Here is a 16,319-nt window from a genome sequence, read left to right as displayed (position 1 = left end):
GCTCACCAGGAGACGGGAAGGCTCTTCACGGCGAAGACGGAGCCCTTGAGCCGGAGCGGCACCTCGTCCGTCCCGACGGCGAGGCGCAGGTCGGGAAATGCCCCGAGGAGGGCCGCGATACCGGCGCGCAGTTCGACGCGGGCGAGATTCTGGCCCAGGCACTGGTGGATGCCGTAGCCGAACGCCACGTGCCCGGCGGTGTCGCGGCCGACGTCCAGCTTCTCGGGGCAGGTGAATTTGGCGGGGTCGCGGTTGGCCGCGGGCAGCGACACCGTCACGGTGTCGCCCTTCTTGACCGTCTCACCGTTCAGTTCGATGTCTTCAAGGGCGGTCCGATAGGTGTGGTACTGGTTGACGGTGAGATAGCGGAGGAGTTCCTCGACCGCGCCGTCGAGTTTCTCCGGATCCGCGCGGACGAGCGCCAGTTGTTCCGTGTGGTGAAGGAGTGCGAAAACACCGACGGACAGCGCGCTCTCCGTGGTCTCGTAACCGGCGAACAGCATCAGGACGACGATGTTGCACAGTTCTTCCGTGGTCAGCCGACCGTCCACGACCAGGCGGCTGAGGAGGTCGTCGCCCGGCTGTTTCCGCTTCCTCTCGATGACCTCGACGAAGAAGGAACTCGCCTTCTCGAAAGCGGCGGCGACCTCCTGCGGGTCCGCGTCCGGGTCGTGCAGGAGCGTCGGCGCGTGCTCGTAGTGTTCGCGTTCGCCGTAGGGAAGGCCGACCAGCTCCGAGAGGACCCTCAGGACGAGCGGCCTGGCGAAGGTCTCCACCAGGTCGGCGGGCGCCCCGTGCGCGCGCATGACGCCGATCTGCTCGGCGGCCACGGCCTCCACGCGCGCCGTCAGCAGGTTCGCCCTGCGTACGGTGAACTCGCCGGTCAGCAGCCGTCGGTAGCGCGTGTGGTCGGGCGGGTCCATGTGGATGAACATCCCGGGTATCTTGGGGTGGTTCGGCACCTGCTGGCCTTGGTGGGTCACCGGGAAGTGCCCGATCTCCGTGCTGTGGCTGAACCGCGGATCGCCGAGGACCCTGCGCACCACATCGTGTCCGGTGGCGAGCCAGCCCTCGTGCCCGTCCGGGTAGGTCATCCGCGCCAGCGGCCGCTCGGCACGCAGCGCGTCGAACACGGCGGGAGGGTCGAACTGATGGGTCCGCGCCCACGGCACCTCATAGGAAATCGCGTCGCTCATGGAATCCTCCCGCTCGGGGTAATGTCCAGCGTTCGCCGCGGCTCGCGGAAATGACGTGTACGGGCGCGAACACGGGGTCATGGACCAAGCAGCGGAATTCCGAAAGACACGGGATGCGCACTGCGCGCATGCTGCTTGAATCTCTGTGGCCAGGCTAGTCGAGGGGGGACGGCGCGGAATCCCCCAACCTGGTAGGCCCGGCCGCCGGGTCGGCCGGAACGGCCCGCGGCCTGGCGGAGACTACCCACGCTGGTGATGGCCCCACGGTATCCGGTGGGCAAAAATGATCAGGCTTCGGACATGCCGGCGCCGGCAGAAGGGTCATTCATTCATGACGACAGCCGCAATTCAGCGTGCGCTGACACCCACCGAGAAAATCTATGCCGACGTGGAGATGTACGTGGGCTACACGGTGCGCACCGTCGGCCGACTGGATACTGCCGCGCTGCGGACCGCCTACGCGGCGGTGTGCCGCGCGCATCCGCAGCTCGCCGCCCGGCTCGAAGCCGACGCCGGCGGGCTCGTCTTCGTGGCGTCCGGCGCCCCGCCCGAGGTCCAGGTCTGCGAGGGCGATCCCGACCACCCGCTGACCGGCGTGGAGTTGGACGAGTACCGGATGCTGAGCGCGGTCAACGTGGTGCGCGACGGCACCGACGCGAGCGTGACCCTGCTGACCCATCACAGCATCGCCGACGCCCACCACTCCATCGAGCTGCTCTCGGCCCTGTGGGCCTGCTACGCCGACGTGGTCCGGGGCGCGCCCGTCGACCTGCCGCGGCAGCCGTACCCGCGGTCCCTGGAGGACCTGCTCGCCGAGCGCGGCATCCACCGGACGGCGTCCGGCGACGAGGACGCGTCGGCGCCGCTCAGGACCGTGACGGAGCTGCCCGCCTCCGCGCGGGTCCCGATCGTGCGGCACGTGGTGCAGCACCGCCTGACGCAGGCTCAGACGGCTGCCCTCGCGGAGCTGGGCCACCGCGAGCAGGTGACGCTCAACGGCCTTCTGTCGGGCGCCGTCCTCCTGGTCGAGGCCGAGGTCCGGGGCCTGCCGGTGTCCGAGCTGCTGTTCCGGTACACGGTGAACCTGCGCGGCCGCCTCACTCCGCCGATCGGCCCGACCGAGGGGACGAACGTCGTCGGGGGCGGCCTCTTCCGGGCCGCCGACGACGTGGAGCCCAGCGCCGTCGCCCTGGGCCGTGCGCTGGGCGAGCGGCTGCGGGCGGGGCTCGCCGACGGTTCCATCCAGCGCAGCCTCCTGGACATGGTCACCCGGCCCGCGCCGCACGCGAGGCCGAGCGCCACGGGCCCGGCCCCCGCCGTGGTCAGCGTGTCGAACTGGGGCGTCGTGCCGACCCTGCCGACGCCGGACGGCCTGCTCCTGGCCAACTTCCACTCCTCCTCGCGCAGGAAGGTGGCCCCCGGTGAGTTCGCGGCCATCGGCGGCTATGTGGCCACCACCTTCGACGGGCGGACGGGCATCGACCTGGCGTGGCCCGAGGGCGATCCGGAGCTGCCGGGGCGCCTGGACCGCCTGCGGGAGGGGATCGACCGCCTGACGTCGCGGATCTGACCCGCGGTCGGGTCCGCGACCACGGACACGACGCTGCCGGAGCCCTGATGCCAGGGGCTCCGGCAGCGTCACGCGGCGTCCCGTCCCTACCAGGTGACCGGCAGCCGGTGCACGCCGTAGGGGATGACCAGGTCGTCCCGCATCGGCAGGTCCTCCGCGGGCACCGCGAGGCGCAGCGCGGGGAACCGGGCGAACAGGGCGGGGAAGGCCACGCGCATCTCGACGCGGGCCAGTTGCATCCCCAGGCACTGGTGCACGCCGTAGCCGAACCCCAGGTGCCCCACCGCGTCGCGCCGGATGTCGAGCGTGTCCGGGTCGCCGAAGCGCGCCGGGTCGCGGTTGGCGGCCTGGACCGAGAACGCCACCGACTCTCCGGCCCTGACGACCTCCCCGGCCAGCTCGACGTCCTCCAGCGCCGCGCGGGAGCCGGTGTGCACCACGCTCATGTAGCGCATCAGTTCCTCGACGGCACGGCCCGCGAGGTCGGGACGCGCGCGCAGGGACGCCAGTTGGTCCGGTCGTTCGAGGAGCGCCCAGGTGCCCAGGGCCAGCATGTTCGAGGTCGAGTCGACGCCCGCGTGCATCATGACGGCGCACAGGCCCACCAGTTCGTCCTCGGTGAGGTCGGACGTCGTCAGCTCGCTCAGCAGGTCGTCGCCGGGAGCGGCGCGCTTGGCCGCCACCAGCTTCCGGAAGTACTCCTGCATGTCGGCGTACGTCATCTCGACGTACGCCGCGACGTCCGCCGCCACCGCGGCGGCGTCGTCGGCCCCGCCGACCGGCGGGTGGAAGGTGGCGCGGTCCCGGAGCGGCACGCCGAGCAGGGCGCAGACCATCAGCGTCGGGATCGGGCGGGCGAAGAACTCCATCAGGTCCAGGGGGCCGCCGTGCCGCTCCATGGCGTCCAGCTTCCCGGCGACGATCTCCTCGGCGCTGCCGGTGAGGCGGCGCATCCGGCGCATGGTGAACTTGCCCGCGAGCAGCTTGCGGTAGCGCGTGTGCTCCGGCGGGTCGATGTGGAGCATGTCGCCGGGCAGCGGCGGGAACCCCCGGCCGATGTCGGCCAGGGGCCAGTGCCTCCTGTCGTTGCGGTGGCTGAAGCGCGGGTCGGCGAGCACGGCGCGCACCACCGCGTGGCCGGTGGCCAGCCAGCCGACGTGACCGTTCGGGAACTCCATGCGCGTCAGCGGGGCCCCGTCGCGCAGTTCGGCGAGGCCCGGAGGCGGGTCGAGCGGGCAGCCGGCCGCGCGGGCGGTGGGCAGGCCCGTCGGCGTGGCGGGCGTTTCGGTCATGACGGCACCCTCGTCGGCGGGTTCGGGGGGGGCACTCAGTCGCGCGTCGCCTCTAGGAGCCAGATCGGCAGCAGTGTGGCGCCGCTGTCGTCGGTGTCGAGCTGCCCGCCTTCGTAATCCTTGCGCAGGGGCTCGTCCAGGACGGTCGTCGTCAGGTGCTGGGCGCGCAGCGTGGTGATGGACCAGCCGGGGCCGCTGAAGGCGTCCCGTATGGTCTGCTCGGTGATCGGCTCGGGGCCCGCCGCGGCACCGCGCGAGCACCACTGGAGCAGCCGCCCGCCGGGCCGCAGGACCCGGGCGATGGCGTCGGCGTAGGTGCGGCGGCGGTCCGGTCCGAAGCAGTGGAAGACGAGGCTGCTGGTCACCGTGTCGAACTGGTTCTCGTAGCCGTCCAGGCTCGTCGCGTTGCCGACGGCGAAGGTGACGTCGGCGCCCTTCTCCGCGGCCCGGGCGCGCGCCTTCTCGACCGCGGTGGGCGCGACGTCGAGGCCGGTCACGCGATAGCCGCACCGGGCCAGGTGGATCGCGTTGTCGCCGACGCCGCTGCCGATGTCGAGGACGTCGCCGACGACGCGGCCGGCCCTTTCCAGTTCGACCAGGACCGGCTGCGGTCCGCCGATGTCCCAGGGCATCCGCTCCAGCACCACGCCCTCCACCAGGGAGCTGGTCCGATACGCGTGTTCGTAGTCCAGGGTCGTCGCGTCGAAGTGCTGGTATGCGTTGTCGTCGGTCATCCGGTCCGTCCCTGTCGTCGACGATTGGCTGGTGGCATCTCCCAGGGTGGGGCAGCGGCGGCCCGCGGGAGCACTCCTCAACCTGGTAATTTTCGCGGGCGTTCCGGAATGCGCCGGAATTCAGGGCGAGCCGGTCCGCGGCGGAATTCCGCTTTTGAACGGCGTGTTCTCGTACGGCATTTCCGTACGCCGCATTTCGAGGGGCGGGCGCGTCACGCGTCGGGCGCGTCCCAGGTCACGGGGAGGCTGTGCAGCCCGTACACGGCCATCTTCTCGCGCAGCGGCACCTGGTCGGCCGGGACGGCGAGGCGCAGGCCGGGCAGGCGCCGCAGCAGTTCCGGGAAGGCGATCGTCATCTCGCTGCGGGCGAGTTGCTGGCCGATGCACTGGTGGATGCCGTGCCCGAAGGCGAGATGGGTGCGGCGCGGGCGGCTCACGTCGAGGGCGGCCGGGGTGTCGTAGTGGCGCGGGTCCCGGTTCGCCTCGGACACCGAGATGATGACCAGGGACTCGGCGGGGATGGTCCGCCCGGCGATCTCGACGTCCTCGGTGGTGGTGCGCAGCAGGCCGTGGTGGACGATGGACAGATAGCGCAGCAGTTCCTCGACCGCGCCGTCCATGAGTTCGGGGCGGTCGCGCAGCGCCCTGAACTGCTCGGGGTGTTCCAGGAGGGCGAAGGTGCCCAGGGACAGCATGTTCGCGGTCGTCTCGTGGCCGCCGACGAGCAGCAGGTTGGCCATGCCGACGACTTCCTCGTCGGTGAGCGCCGGTTCGGTGTCGGAGCGGATGAGGTCGGACAGCATGTCGTCGGTGGGCGTCGCGCGCTTGCGCCGCACCTGGCCGAGGATGAACTTGCGCAGTTCGTCGAGGGCCGCCAGCTGCTTCTCGAACGGGATGTCCAGATTGAGCAGTTCCTCGGTGCGGGCCTGGAACTCCCCGCGTTCCTCGTAGGCGACGCCGAGGAGTTCGCAGATCACCAGGGACGGCACGGCGAGGGAGAAGTCCCGGACGAGGTCGGCGCCGGTGCCCCGGGCGAGCATGGCGTCGATGCGCTCGGTGACGATCTCCAGGATCCGCGGTTCCAGCTGTCGTACCCGGCGCAGCGTGAACTGCCGGGTCAGCATCCTGCGGTAGCGGGTGTGGTCGGGCGGGTCCATGGCGATGAAGTTGCCCGCGACCGCCTCGTCGGCCATGAGCTGGGCGCGCAGCTGGGCGGGCAGCTTCACGACCAGCGGGTTGCGCAGCCGGTCGGAGCTGAGCCGGGGGTCGCTGAGCAGCGTGCGGCCCTCCTCGTAGCCGGTGACGAGCCAGCCGGTGCTGCCGTCGGTCAGGGCGACCTCGCGCACCTCGCCCTGGTCGTGGTGGTCGCGGAGCATGGGGGGCGGGTCGAAGGGGCAGCCGCCGCGCTCGGTGAACCCGGGCGGAAAGGGCAGTCGGTAGACCGAGGGGGTGGTGTCCTCCGGCGGCGTGGGCCCGCTGGCGGGCGCCGCGGTCGGCAGGCTCATCGGTGGTCCTCCTTGCGCGTGCGGTGGTTCACGTCCGGCGCAGCGGCGCGAGCGTGTGGGTCCGGGTGATCAGTTCGCTGAGCATCCGCTGGAGCGCGGCGTCGTGGCGTCCGGCGGGGGTGAAGGTCTCGTACTGCTCGAAGTCCGTCAGGAGCGACAGGTTGACCTGGGTGTACACGGGCGAGAGCTGGACCGCCGCGGCGATGGTGCGCAGGTGCTCGACGGCCCGGACGCCGTTGGCGCTGGCGCCGTAGCCGACGAACGCGGCCGCCTTGTCGTTCCACTCGTTGTAGACGAAGTCGATGGCGTTCTTGAGCGCGGCCGGGATCGACCAGTTGTACTCGGGGGTGACGAACACGAACCCGTCGAGCTCGGCGATCTTGGCGCTCCAGGCGCGGGTGTGGGCGTGTTCGTACGCGCCCATGCGCGGGGAGCGCGGCTCGTCGAAGAGCGGCAGGTCGTAGTCGGCGAGGTCGACGAGTTCGAAGTCCGCCTCGCCGTGCGTACGGGCCGCCTTCTCGACCCACTGGGCGACCTGGGGTCCGACGCGGCCCGGCCGTGTGGTGCCGAGGATGATCCCGATCCTTGTCATGCGCGTCTCTCCCTGTCACGGCGGAGCGGTGCGGGGCGCGGGGCCCCGCACCGCTCCGCTGAGGCTGGACCGAGCGGGTCCGCTACGGCCGTACGGGCTGCGGTGCGGCGACGTCGACGGTCTCGCCGGTGCGCGCCGATGCGTAGGCTGCCCTGATCAGCCGGAGTGTACGCGCGCCGGTCGCGCCGTCGGGACCGGCCCGGTGGCCGGTGCCGACCGAGGTGAGGAAGGCGTCGAGCACGGCCGCGTACGGGTCGTCCGCGGCCGTCGTCCACCGTTCGCGGGCCGTGGCGGCGTCGAAGCCGCCGAGCAGTTTGGGGCGGGCCGTGAACTCGACGCTGCCCCGTTCGCCGACGAAGGTCATGGTGGGTCCCGCGCCCGCGTGGTGGTGCGCCGGCGGGCTCCAGCCGCAGTCGAGGGCCGCGACGGTCCCGCCGGCGTAGCGCACGGTGAGCAGGGCCGCGCTCTCGATGTCCGGGTCGCCGCTGAGGACGCTGTTCGTCTGGGCGTACACCCGCACCGCCGGTTCGCCGTCGAGCAGCGTGTCCACGAGGTCGAGGAGGACGGGCGCGTGGGTGCGCAGGACGCCGCCGACGGCCGGGTCTCCGGGGCCGTCGTACGCCCCGTGGACGGTGGTGAGCGGGCCGATGGCCGCGCCGTCGGCGAGCTGCCCGCGCACGGCGGCGAAGGCCGGGCTGACGCAGGCCGGTGCCGCGAGGGTCAGCCGCACCCCGGCGTCGTCGCAGGCCCGTGCCATGGCCTCGGCGTCGGCCTCCGTGTCCGCGTGCGGCTGTTCGCACAGGACGTGGGCGCCGATCTCGGCGGCCCGCTCGACCAGTTCGCGGCGGCGGGCGACCTCGCTCGTCACGACGACGGCGTCGGGGCGCAGCGCGAACGCCTTGTCCCAGCTGTCCGCGTACGCCGCGGCGAGCCGCCGGGCCGCCGCCTGCCCGCGGGCCGGGTCGTCCGGGGCCCCGTCGGGGTCGGCGAGAAGCAGGTCGACGCCGGGCGCGGCGTGCAGAAGGCCGGCGTACGTCGCGGCGCGCTCGTGGGCGAACGATAGGACGGCGACCTTCATGCGGCCCCCTTCACGGGCAGTTCCACGGCGCGGCCCGTGTGGGCGGATTCGGCGGCGGCCTGGGTGATGCGGACGGCGGCCAGCGCGTCCCGGGGGCCGAGGCGCGGCTCGGGGCCGCCCCGGAACGCCCGGGAGAACTCGCGGATCTCGGCGCTGAACGGCGATTCCCCGTGCGGGCCGAAGGCCCCGGCGTCGCCGCCGAACACCGTGATCTCCTGGGGCCATTCGGAGTCGTGGAGCACCGTGCCGCCGGTGCCGGAGACCTGGTACGCGACGCGGATGGGCGGGTGCGGCGTCGCCGTCCACCGGCTCACGATCCGGCTGAGCGCGCCGTCGGCGTGGGTGAGGACGGCCGTGCCGACCGCGAAGGCGCCCTCGGGGGCCGGTGCGGCGATCTCGCCCTGGTAGTGGGCGTGCACGCGGACGACGTCCCCGAAGATCCAGTAGGCGATGTCGACGCCGTGCAGCATCTGGTCGGTGAGGATGCCTCCCGAGCGGGCGGAGGCGTGGCCGGTCCAGGGCCGCGGGTGGTATCCGGCGACGTCGAACCTGGCGACCGCGCCCGCGCCGAGCCCGCCCGCCGCCACCAGGTCGTGGAGGCGGGCGAACGCGGGGGCGAAGCGCGCGTTGTGGGTCGGGCAGAGCCGCACCCCGGCCCGCTCCGCCGCGGTGACGATCTCCTCGGCCTGCGCCACGCTGGCGGCCAGCGGTTTCTCGCACACCACGCCGACGCCCGCCGCGATGGCGGCCAGGGCGATCGCGTGGTGGCTGTTCGTCGGGGAGCAGATGTCCACGACGTCCGCTCCGTCCAGCGCCTCGTCCAGGGTGTCGACGGCCCGCGCACCGTACTCCCGGGCCAGGCCGGGGGCGCGGCCGTCCGTGGAGTGGACGCGCACGGACGCCCCCGTACCGGTCCAGGCGTCGAGGTGCAGCCGTGCGATCAAGCCTGCGCCGATCAGGGCCACCTCCAGCGGCCGCGCGCCGTCCCCAGCTCTGCTTTCGGTCAAGTGAGGTCCTTCGGGTGGAGTGCTGCCGTGGCGAGCGGGCCGGCGACGTCGCTCCCGGCATGGCTGCCGACGCACTGCGGGTCTGAAGTGCGCTCAGTCTCGCCCGTGCCGCCCGCCGGGACCATCACCAGCGTGGGTAGTCTCCGCCGGGCCCGCCGCCCGGGCCGCTCACTCCGGGACGCGCTGCCCCTTGCCGAGGGCGATGACCCCGGCCCGCGAGACCGTGTACAGCTCGGCGTCCCGCTCGGGGTTCACGCCGACCGTGGCGCCGGGCGGGACGTCCACGTTCTTGTCGAGAACGGCGCCGCGCACCACCGCGCCCCGGCCCACGCGCACGTTGTCGTGCAGGACCGAGCCCTGGACGACCGCGCCCTCCTCGACCGTGACGCCGGGCGAGAGCACGGACCGGGTGACCTGGCCGCGGATGACGCAGCCGGGGCTGACGACGGACTCCCCCGCGATGCCGCCCGCGCAGAACTTGGCGGGCGGGAGCTGGCCGGGGTGGGTGTAGATGGGCCAGCAGCGGTTGTCGAGGTTGAACACGGGCTGGTCGGAGATCAGGTCCATGTGCGCCTCGTAGTACGCGTCGAGCGTGCCGACGTCGCGCCAGTAGCCGTGGTCCCGGGCGGTCTCCCCCGGCACGTGGTTGCCGTCGAAGTCGTACACCTGGGCGAGGCCGCGCTCGGTGAGCATGGGCAGGATGGAGCCGCCCATGTCGTGCGCCGACTCCTCGTCCTCGGCGTCCTGGCGCAGGGCGTCCACGAGGGCCTTGGTGGTGAAGATGTAGTTGCCCATGGAGGCGTACACCTGGTGCGGGGCGCCCGGGAGCCCCGGCGGGTCCTGCGGCTTCTCCAGGAAGCGCTCCACCAGTGTGCCGTCGCGCGCCGGGGTGATGACGCCGAACTGCCGGGCGTCCGCGCGCGGCACGCGGATCCCGGCGACGGTGACGCCCGCGCCGGACTCGACGTGCTGCTCCAGCATCTGGCGGGGGTCCATGCGGTACACGTGGTCGGCGCCGAACACCGCGACGTGCTGGGGCTGTTCGTCGTGGACCAGGTTCAGGGACTGCAGGATCGCGTCCGCGCTGCCCAGGTACCAGCGCGGCCCGAGGCGCTGTTGGGCGGGGACCGGCGTGACGTAGTTGCCGAGCAGGCCCGACATGCGCCAGGTGGTGGACACGTGCCGGTCCAGGGAGTGCGACTTGTACTGCGTGAGGACGCAGATGCGCAGGATGTCTCCGTTGACGAGGTTGGAGAGGACGAAGTCGACGAGTCGGTAGGTGCCGCCGAAGGTCACCGCCGGTTTCGCGCGGTCGGCGGTGAGCGGCATCAGCCGCTTGCCCGCGCCGCCCGCGAGCACGATCCCCAGTACCGAAGGTCCGCCGCGCATCGCCGCCCCCTCATACCGCCCTGTGGGTCCTGACCGCTGCTCCACGGGGCCGCTCGCCCCCTGGTGTCCGTGTGCCCGCTCACGCCGCTTTGAGTACGTCCTCGTACACCTCGACCGTGCGCCGTGCCACCGTGTCCCAGCCGAACTCGCGCCGGGCCCGGTAGCGTCCGGCCGCGCCCATGGCCGCCGCCCGGCGCGGGTCGGCGGCCAGACGGTTCAGGAGCAGGCCGAGGTCGTGCTCGAAGCGTTCCTCGTCGTGCCGGTCGTAGGGCGCGAGGAGTCCCGTCGTGCCGTCCGCGACGACCTCCGGGATGCCGCCGACGCGCGAGGCGACGACGGCCGTGCCGCAGGCCATCGCCTCCAGATTGACGATGCCGAGCGGCTCGTACACCGAGGGGCACACGAACACCGCCGCGTGGCTGAGGAGTTGGACCACCTCGGGGCGGGGCAGCATGCGCGGGATCCAGTGGACGCCGTCGCGGGCACGGCTCAGCTCGGCGAACAGGGCGCGGAACTCCCGGTCGATCTCCGGGGTGTCGGGCGCGCCCGCGCACAGCACCAGCTGGACGCCGGGCTCCAGGCTCCGGGCGGCGCGAAGCAGATGGGGCACGCCCTTCTGCCGGGTGATGCGGCCGACGAACAGGACGTACGGGCGGCCGGGGTCGACGCCGTGCCGGGCGAGGGCGCTGGTGCCCGGGTCGGGGCGGTACAGCTCGGTGTCGATGCCGTTGTGGACGACGCGCACCTTCGCGGGGTCGACGGCCGGGTAGCAGGCGAGGATGTCCTCGCGCATGGCGCCGGAGACGGCGATGACGGCGTCGGCGGCCTCGACGGCGGTGCGCTCCGCCCAGCTCGACACGGCGTAGCCGCCGCCCAGTTGCTCGGCCTTCCAGGGGCGCAGCGGCTCCAGCGAGTGCGACGTCATGACGTGCGGGATGCCGTGCAGGAGCTTGCCGACGTGGCCCGCGAGGTTGGCGTACCAGGTGTGGGTGTGGACGAGGTCGCGGCCGTCGAGCGCGGCCGCCATGGCGAGGTCGACGGACAGGGTGCGCAGCGCGTCGTTGGCGGTGTCGAGCGCGCTCCACGCGCGGTGGCGCACCACCTCGTCGGCGGCATCGGCGTCGTCGGCGGCCGCGTCGGCGCCCCAGCAGTGGACGTCGAGGTCGGTCAGCGCGCGCAGCTCGCGGGCGAGGAACTCGACGTGGACGCCCGCGCCGCCGTAGACGTCCGGAGGGTACTCGCGGGTGAGCAGTCCCACTTTCACGAGCGGAGCCCCCCGTCGTCGGCCGGCCCCCTCATGGTCACCCAGCGGGCGCTTCGAGGGAAGACCGCTGCGGCGGCCGGTCGAAGCAGCAGTCGCCGCACAGGCCGCCGTTCGGGCAGCGGTAGTACAGACAGCAGCTGCGCCGCCGGAACGCGGTGCCGTCCAGGGTGCCGGTGGAGCGCAGCTCCGGCAGGGCGAAGAGGTCGGTGGCGAGCGCGAGCGCCCGCTGCCCCACGTCGGGGCGGCCGGTCCGCCGCGCCCAGGCGTCGAGTTCGCGGGCGGCGCCCGCGAGGGCCGAGCCCGCGTTGCCGCGCAGGAGGGCCGGGGAGACGCGGTAGCGGGCGCGCAGGGCGGCCGCGAGCGGGGCGAGGTGGCCGTCCAGGACGACGTCCCGGATGCGCGCGGCGTCGGCCGGGAAGGTGCCGTCGCCGCTGAGCCACAGGTCGTCCGGCGAGCTGCCGTCGGCGTCCCAGCGCAGCAGGCGCGGATCGAGGTCGGGCACGCGCCCGTACAGGGCGGCCGGGCCGAGCGCGAGGGACCACAGCCGGGCGGCGAGGCCGAGGTGGGCGATGGAGGCCGCGACGCGCGGTTCGGGAGCGGCGAGCCGGGCGGCGACCTTGGTGACGCGGAAGGACAGCGGGTCACCCTCCGTGACCGCCCTGCCGATCTCGTACACGCGTGCGACCATGGGGAGTGTCCGCTCCGGCGGCTCCCCCGTCCGCAGGGCGAAGAAGCCGCCGACGGATCCGACCACGTCCCAGGCGATGTCAGGGCTGCGAGATGTCACCGCAGCAGTACATCAGAAGCCCCCGACCTCGTGGGTAACCAGACCTGGGGAGGACATACGGGAGGTCGTACTCCATCGGTAGTAGGACGGATTGACTGCTCAGGGACGACGACTTGGCGCGCTCCGCGCGACATTGTGGTGAACATGGAAGCCGACCGCACGCCGCACCGTTCGCACCGGACGTTCGGGCACGACACGTACCGGGCCGACCGGCGCTGCCCTCACCGGCGGAGCGCCTCATGAGCGCCCTCGCGCTGTCCGTCCTGCTCTCCCTCGTCTCCGCCGTGGCGTACGCGGGCGGGGCGATCCTCCAGGAGCAGGTGGCGGCGAAGGCCTCGCAGCACGCGTACGCGCCGCTGCGCCGCGGCATGTGGTGGGTCGCGGTGGTCCTGAACGGCCTGGGCGGGCTCCTGCACGTCGTGGCGCTCGCCTACGGGCCGCTGAGCCTGGTGCAGCCGCTGGGCGCCCTGACGATCGTGTTCGCCCTGCCGATGGCGGCGGTGTTCGTGCGCCGCAAGGCCGGTGCCACCGCCTGGCGCGGCGCCCTCATGGCCACGCTCGGCCTCGCGGGCCTGCTCTCGCTGACCCAGGCCGCCGACTCCCGGTCCCTGGCCGACACCGAGCGCGTCATGCTCGCGCTCGGCACGGGCGGGGCCGTGGTCTGTCTGATGCTGCTCGCGCACGCGGTGCACCGGCACCCGGCGGTCCGCAGCGTGCTGCTCGCCACGGCGGCGGGCATCGCCTTCGGCATCTCCTCGGTCTTCACCAAGACGGTCGCGGTGGACTGGGACGCCCACGAGCCGCTGACCCGGCAGGTCCCGAGCCTCGCGGTGATCGCGGTGCTCGCGGTGGCCGGACTCCTCCTGTCCCAGGCCTCCTACCGGGGCGCGGGCCTCGCGGCGCCGCTGTCCACGGTGACGGTGGTGAACCCGGTGATAGCGGCCGCGGTCGGCCTCACCCTGTTCGGCGAATCCTTCCGCTACGGGGCCATGGGTACGGCGGTGGCGCTGACCTGCGGTGTGATCGCGGGAGGCGGCCTGATCCTGCTGACCACGGAGCGCATCGGGGCGGAGGCGGCCCCGGCCGCGGCCCGCGACGACGCCGCACCGGCCGCGCCCCGCGACGAGCGGCCCGCGGAGCCGGTGGCCCGCTCGGCCCCGGCCGCCCGTGTCTCCCCCGCCACGGCGGAGGAGACGGCGTCCACGGTCATCGAACAGCGCCCGCCAGGCCATGACGAGCGCCCCGCCGCCGACGCGGGCACACGGGCACGGCCGGGCGAACAGGCCGCCCCGGAGCAGTCGTTCCTGCCCGAGGGCCTCGCCGGGCTCGCGGGCGTACCGATGCAGCCGGTCATGCAGGGGTTCCCGCGCGCGGACGCCAGGACGGCGCGCGCGTAACCGGCAGCGGAAGCACTCGTACGGGCCCCGGTCTCCCACGGAGACCGGGGCCCGGCGCGTACGTGTGCCCGGGGCGCGGGCGGCTCAGATGCGGACGCCGCGCGCCCGCAGATACGCCAGCGGATCGACGTCCGAGCCGAAGCCCGGGCCCGTGCGGATCTCGAAGTGCAGATGCGGGCCCGAGCTGTTGCCGGTCGACCCGGAGCGGCCGATGCGCTGGCCCGGGACGACCTTCTGCCCGGCCTTCACCGAGAGCGCCGACATGTGGCCGTACTGCGAGTACCTGCCGTCGGTGTGCCGGATGACGACCTGGTAGCCGTACGAGCCGCCCCAGCCGGACTCGACGACCGTGCCCGCGGCGACGGCCTTGACCGACGTGCCCGTGGGCACGGGGAAGTCGACGCCCGTGTGGTAGCCCTTCGACCAGGAGCTGCCGGACGCGCGGTAGGGCGTGCCGATCGACGCGGCGACGGGCGCCGTGGCCCCCGACTGCGCCGAGGTGGCCGGTTTCGCCTTCTGCCGCGCGGGGGCCGTGTCGCGCTTCGGGGCGGGCCTGGCCTGCTTCCTCTCCTGCTGCTTGGGGGGCTTCGCCGGGGCGTGCGCGCGCTGCTTCTCGGGCGCGCGCTCGGGCGGCCGCGCCGGGCGTTCCTTGCCCTCCGGCTTCCTGCGCTCGGGCGGCCGCGCGGGGCGCTTCTCCTTGCCGTCGGCACCGCGCAGCGAGAGCCGCTGGCCCGGGGTGATGAGATCCGGATCGTCGCCGATGGCACGGCGGTTGTTCTGGTAGAGCTGCGGCCAGCCGCCCCGCACCCGGCGCTCGTCGGCGATGCCGGAGAGGGTGTCGCCGCGCACCACCGTGTACATGCGGGCGGTGCCCGCGGCGGACTGCGGGGTCACCTCGGGCTTGACGTCCTTGACGGTGCGCGGCGGCTTCGGCGCGGTGCGTCCGCCCTCCGCCCTGGCGTCGTTCGCCGTGCCCGTGCGCTTCTGGGGCGCCGTGGCGGGCTTGATGTCCGGGGTGTCGCCGCCCCGGGTCAGGCCCGCCCGCACCGAGCACACGGGCCAGGCGCCGGGGCCCTGCCCGTCGAGGACCTTCTCCGCGACGGCGATCTGCTGGTCCTTGGTGGCGAGGTCGGCGCGCGGCGCGTACCGCGTGCCGCCGTAGGCCTCCCAGGTGGACTGGGTGAACTGCAGGCCGCCGTAGAAGCCGTTGCCGGTGTTGATGCTCCAGTTGTTCGTGGACTCGCAGGCGGCGACCTTGTTCCAGGTGTCGACGTCCGCCGCGTGGCCCGTGCCCGCGGACACCAGGGGCAGCGCGATGCCCGCGCCGCCCGCCGTCACGGTGAGCGAGGCACGGTTGATCCGGCTCGGCTGGTACCGGCGATGCCGGCCTCGTAAGGCCATGAAAGCCCCCTCAGACACGCGTTGTACGCAAGGTCACACGTCAGCCACAGGACAGGGCGCAAGCTAGCCGGTCCGTCGTCGTTGTGACAAGAGTGCGGCGCCGAGAGGGCGTTGAACTGGTCATTTCCTCAAATGCCCCGGAAGCCACCGGAGTTGCACATCCTGGAGGAAGACGCCCCCGCCCTCGTGGTCGTTGAAGCGGTAGACCTCCATCGACCGCTCGCTGCCCGTGTAGGCGTTGAAGGCGGCGAAGACCGTCGACGGCGGGCAGGTCTCGTCCTCCAGGGCGGCCGAGAACAGTGCGGGCGCACGGCCGCGCGCCGCGAAGTGCACGCCGTCGAAGTACGAAAGGGTGCGGAAGACCTGGTCCTCGCTCCCCCTGCGCGCCCGCAGGTACAGGCCGATCTCCCGGTACGGAGGCCGGGCCGTGAGCGTCGCCGCGCGCGGGAAGTCGCACAGGAACGGCACGTTCGGGCTGATCGCGGCGAGGTCCGGCACGAGTCCGCCGACGGCGAGCGTGATGCCGCCGCCCTGGCTGTCGCCGACCGCGGCCACGCGCGCGGCGTCCACCAGCGGATGCGCCCGCACCGCCTCGACGGCCCGCACGGCGTCCGTGAAGACGCGGCGGTAGTAGTAGTCGTGCGGGTCCTCGATCCCGCGCGTCAGGAAGCCCGGGTACGCCGGCGCACTTCCCACGGGGTCGGGGGTGTCGCCCACCGAGCCGCCGCTGCCCTGCCCGCGCGTGTCCATGATGAAGTGCGCGAACCCGGCCGCCGACCACAGCAGTCGCTCGTGCGGAAGGCCGCGTCCGCCGCCGTACCCGATGTACTCGACCACCGCGGGCAGCGGTGCGCGCGCTCCCGCCGGGAGCAGCAGCCAGCCCTTGACGGGGTGGCCGCCGAAGCCCGCGAAGCTCACGTCGAAGACGTCGACCGAGGCGAGCGGCACCTCCACGGGCGCGAACCGGACGTCCAGGTCGTGCTCCCGCGCGGCCGCGAGGGTCTTCTCCCAGAAGGCGTCGAAGTCCTCGGGCTCCGGCAGGTCCGGGCGGTACCGGCGCAGTTGGTCGAGCGGCAGGTCGAAATGCGGCACGGGCGGCTCCTCCTT

The 16,319-nt window shown here is 73.2% G+C and carries 14 protein-coding genes; 2 read left to right on the top strand and 12 right to left on the bottom strand.

All coding sequences use genetic code 11. The features are described 5' to 3' along the window. Positions 1-2: 2 nt before the first annotated feature. Positions 3-1,196 carry a cytochrome P450 gene (locus tag CP982_RS35245; RefSeq protein ID WP_150514168.1) on the bottom strand — a complete coding sequence of 398 codons (1,194 nt, stop codon included), beginning with the start codon at positions 1,194-1,196 and terminating at the stop codon, positions 3-5. A 331-nt stretch (positions 1,197-1,527) separates the two neighbouring features. On the opposite strand from CP982_RS35245, the gene CP982_RS35240 reads away from it, so the two are divergent. Next, positions 1,528-2,766, top strand: a complete 1,239-nt coding sequence (locus CP982_RS35240) for a phthiocerol/phthiodiolone dimycocerosyl transferase family protein (protein ID WP_150514167.1) — start codon at positions 1,528-1,530, stop codon at positions 2,764-2,766. A gap of 86 nt (positions 2,767-2,852) precedes the next feature. Here CP982_RS35240 and CP982_RS35235 read toward each other — a convergent pair whose 3' ends face one another. The 9 genes from CP982_RS35235 to CP982_RS35195 form a co-directional block, all read right to left on the bottom strand. Then, a complete protein-coding gene (locus tag CP982_RS35235) occupies positions 2,853-4,058 on the bottom strand; it encodes a cytochrome P450 (protein WP_150514166.1) in 1,206 nt (401 codons plus the stop codon). Between the two features lie 35 nt (positions 4,059-4,093). After that, entirely contained in the window at positions 4,094-4,792 is a 699-nt protein-coding gene (locus CP982_RS35230) for a class I SAM-dependent methyltransferase (protein WP_150514165.1), read from the bottom strand. A gap of 212 nt (positions 4,793-5,004) precedes the next feature. Beyond that, positions 5,005-6,297 carry a cytochrome P450 gene (locus CP982_RS35225; protein WP_170316556.1) on the bottom strand — a complete coding sequence of 431 codons (1,293 nt, stop codon included), beginning with the start codon at positions 6,295-6,297 and terminating at the stop codon, positions 5,005-5,007. Positions 6,298-6,325: 28 nt separating this feature from the next. Beyond that, positions 6,326-6,889, bottom strand: coding sequence for an NADPH-dependent FMN reductase (locus tag CP982_RS35220; RefSeq protein WP_150514164.1), 564 nt, complete (start codon positions 6,887-6,889; stop codon positions 6,326-6,328). Positions 6,890-6,971: 82 nt separating this feature from the next. Continuing rightward, the gene (locus CP982_RS35215) at positions 6,972-7,967 is read right to left on the bottom strand and encodes a Gfo/Idh/MocA family protein (protein WP_150514163.1); all 996 of its coding nucleotides are present in this window, start codon (positions 7,965-7,967) and stop codon (positions 6,972-6,974) included. Beyond that, the gene (locus CP982_RS35210) at positions 7,964-8,974 is read right to left on the bottom strand and encodes a Gfo/Idh/MocA family protein (RefSeq protein WP_150514162.1); all 1,011 of its coding nucleotides are present in this window, start codon (positions 8,972-8,974) and stop codon (positions 7,964-7,966) included. Before CP982_RS35210 ends, CP982_RS35215 begins: the two co-directional genes overlap by 4 nt. 168 nt (positions 8,975-9,142) lie before the next feature. Next, complete coding sequence (gene glgC / locus CP982_RS35205; protein WP_150514161.1) at positions 9,143-10,363, bottom strand: glucose-1-phosphate adenylyltransferase; 1,221 nt, start codon at positions 10,361-10,363, stop codon at positions 9,143-9,145. 79 nt (positions 10,364-10,442) lie between these two features. Next, entirely contained in the window at positions 10,443-11,627 is a 1,185-nt protein-coding gene (glgA, locus tag CP982_RS35200) for a glycogen synthase (protein ID WP_150514160.1), read from the bottom strand. A gap of 37 nt (positions 11,628-11,664) precedes the next feature. After that, a complete protein-coding gene (locus CP982_RS35195; protein WP_184925354.1) occupies positions 11,665-12,414 on the bottom strand; it encodes a (2Fe-2S)-binding protein in 750 nt (249 codons plus the stop codon). Between the two features lie 239 nt (positions 12,415-12,653). Here CP982_RS35195 and CP982_RS35190 point away from each other — a divergent pair, with 239 nt between their 5' ends. Next, the gene (locus CP982_RS35190) at positions 12,654-13,811 is read left to right on the top strand and encodes a DMT family transporter (RefSeq protein ID WP_150514159.1); all 1,158 of its coding nucleotides are present in this window, start codon (positions 12,654-12,656) and stop codon (positions 13,809-13,811) included. 84 nt (positions 13,812-13,895) lie between these two features. Here the strand turns inward: CP982_RS35190 and CP982_RS35185 are convergent, their stop codons facing one another. Continuing rightward, complete coding sequence (locus CP982_RS35185) at positions 13,896-15,212, bottom strand: transglycosylase family protein (RefSeq protein ID WP_150514158.1); 1,317 nt, start codon at positions 15,210-15,212, stop codon at positions 13,896-13,898. A gap of 120 nt (positions 15,213-15,332) precedes the next feature. After that, positions 15,333-16,304 (bottom strand): acetylxylan esterase, encoded by a 972-nt coding sequence (locus tag CP982_RS35180; RefSeq protein ID WP_150514157.1) that lies wholly within the window; start codon positions 16,302-16,304, stop codon positions 15,333-15,335. Positions 16,305-16,319 lie beyond the last annotated feature (15 nt).

The organism is Streptomyces spectabilis (assembly GCF_008704795.1).
Lineage (GTDB): Bacteria > Actinomycetota > Actinomycetes > Streptomycetales > Streptomycetaceae > Streptomyces > Streptomyces spectabilis.
Note: the sequence above shows the minus strand (reverse complement) of the source record. Positions and strands in the feature narration are given on the sequence as shown.

What these genes read in the sequence shown, in the direction of transcription:
- CP982_RS35245 (WP_150514168.1), bottom strand. Translation starts at nt 1,196, where the DNA reads ATGAGCGACGCGATTTCCTATGAGGTGCCGTGGGCGCGGACCCATCAG.
- CP982_RS35240 (WP_150514167.1), top strand. Translation starts at nt 1,528, where the DNA reads ATGACGACAGCCGCAATTCAGCGTGCGCTGACACCCACCGAGAAAATC.
- CP982_RS35235 (WP_150514166.1), bottom strand. Translation starts at nt 4,058, where the DNA reads ATGACCGAAACGCCCGCCACGCCGACGGGCCTGCCCACCGCCCGCGCG.
- CP982_RS35230 (WP_150514165.1), bottom strand. Translation starts at nt 4,792, where the DNA reads ATGACCGACGACAACGCATACCAGCACTTCGACGCGACGACCCTGGAC.
- CP982_RS35225 (WP_170316556.1), bottom strand. Translation starts at nt 6,297, where the DNA reads ATGAGCCTGCCGACCGCGGCGCCCGCCAGCGGGCCCACGCCGCCGGAG.
- CP982_RS35220 (WP_150514164.1), bottom strand. Translation starts at nt 6,889, where the DNA reads ATGACAAGGATCGGGATCATCCTCGGCACCACACGGCCGGGCCGCGTC.
- CP982_RS35215 (WP_150514163.1), bottom strand. Translation starts at nt 7,967, where the DNA reads ATGAAGGTCGCCGTCCTATCGTTCGCCCACGAGCGCGCCGCGACGTAC.
- glgC (WP_150514161.1), bottom strand. Translation starts at nt 10,363, where the DNA reads ATGCGCGGCGGACCTTCGGTACTGGGGATCGTGCTCGCGGGCGGCGCG.
- CP982_RS35190 (WP_150514159.1), top strand. Translation starts at nt 12,654, where the DNA reads ATGAGCGCCCTCGCGCTGTCCGTCCTGCTCTCCCTCGTCTCCGCCGTG.
- CP982_RS35185 (WP_150514158.1), bottom strand. Translation starts at nt 15,212, where the DNA reads ATGGCCTTACGAGGCCGGCATCGCCGGTACCAGCCGAGCCGGATCAAC.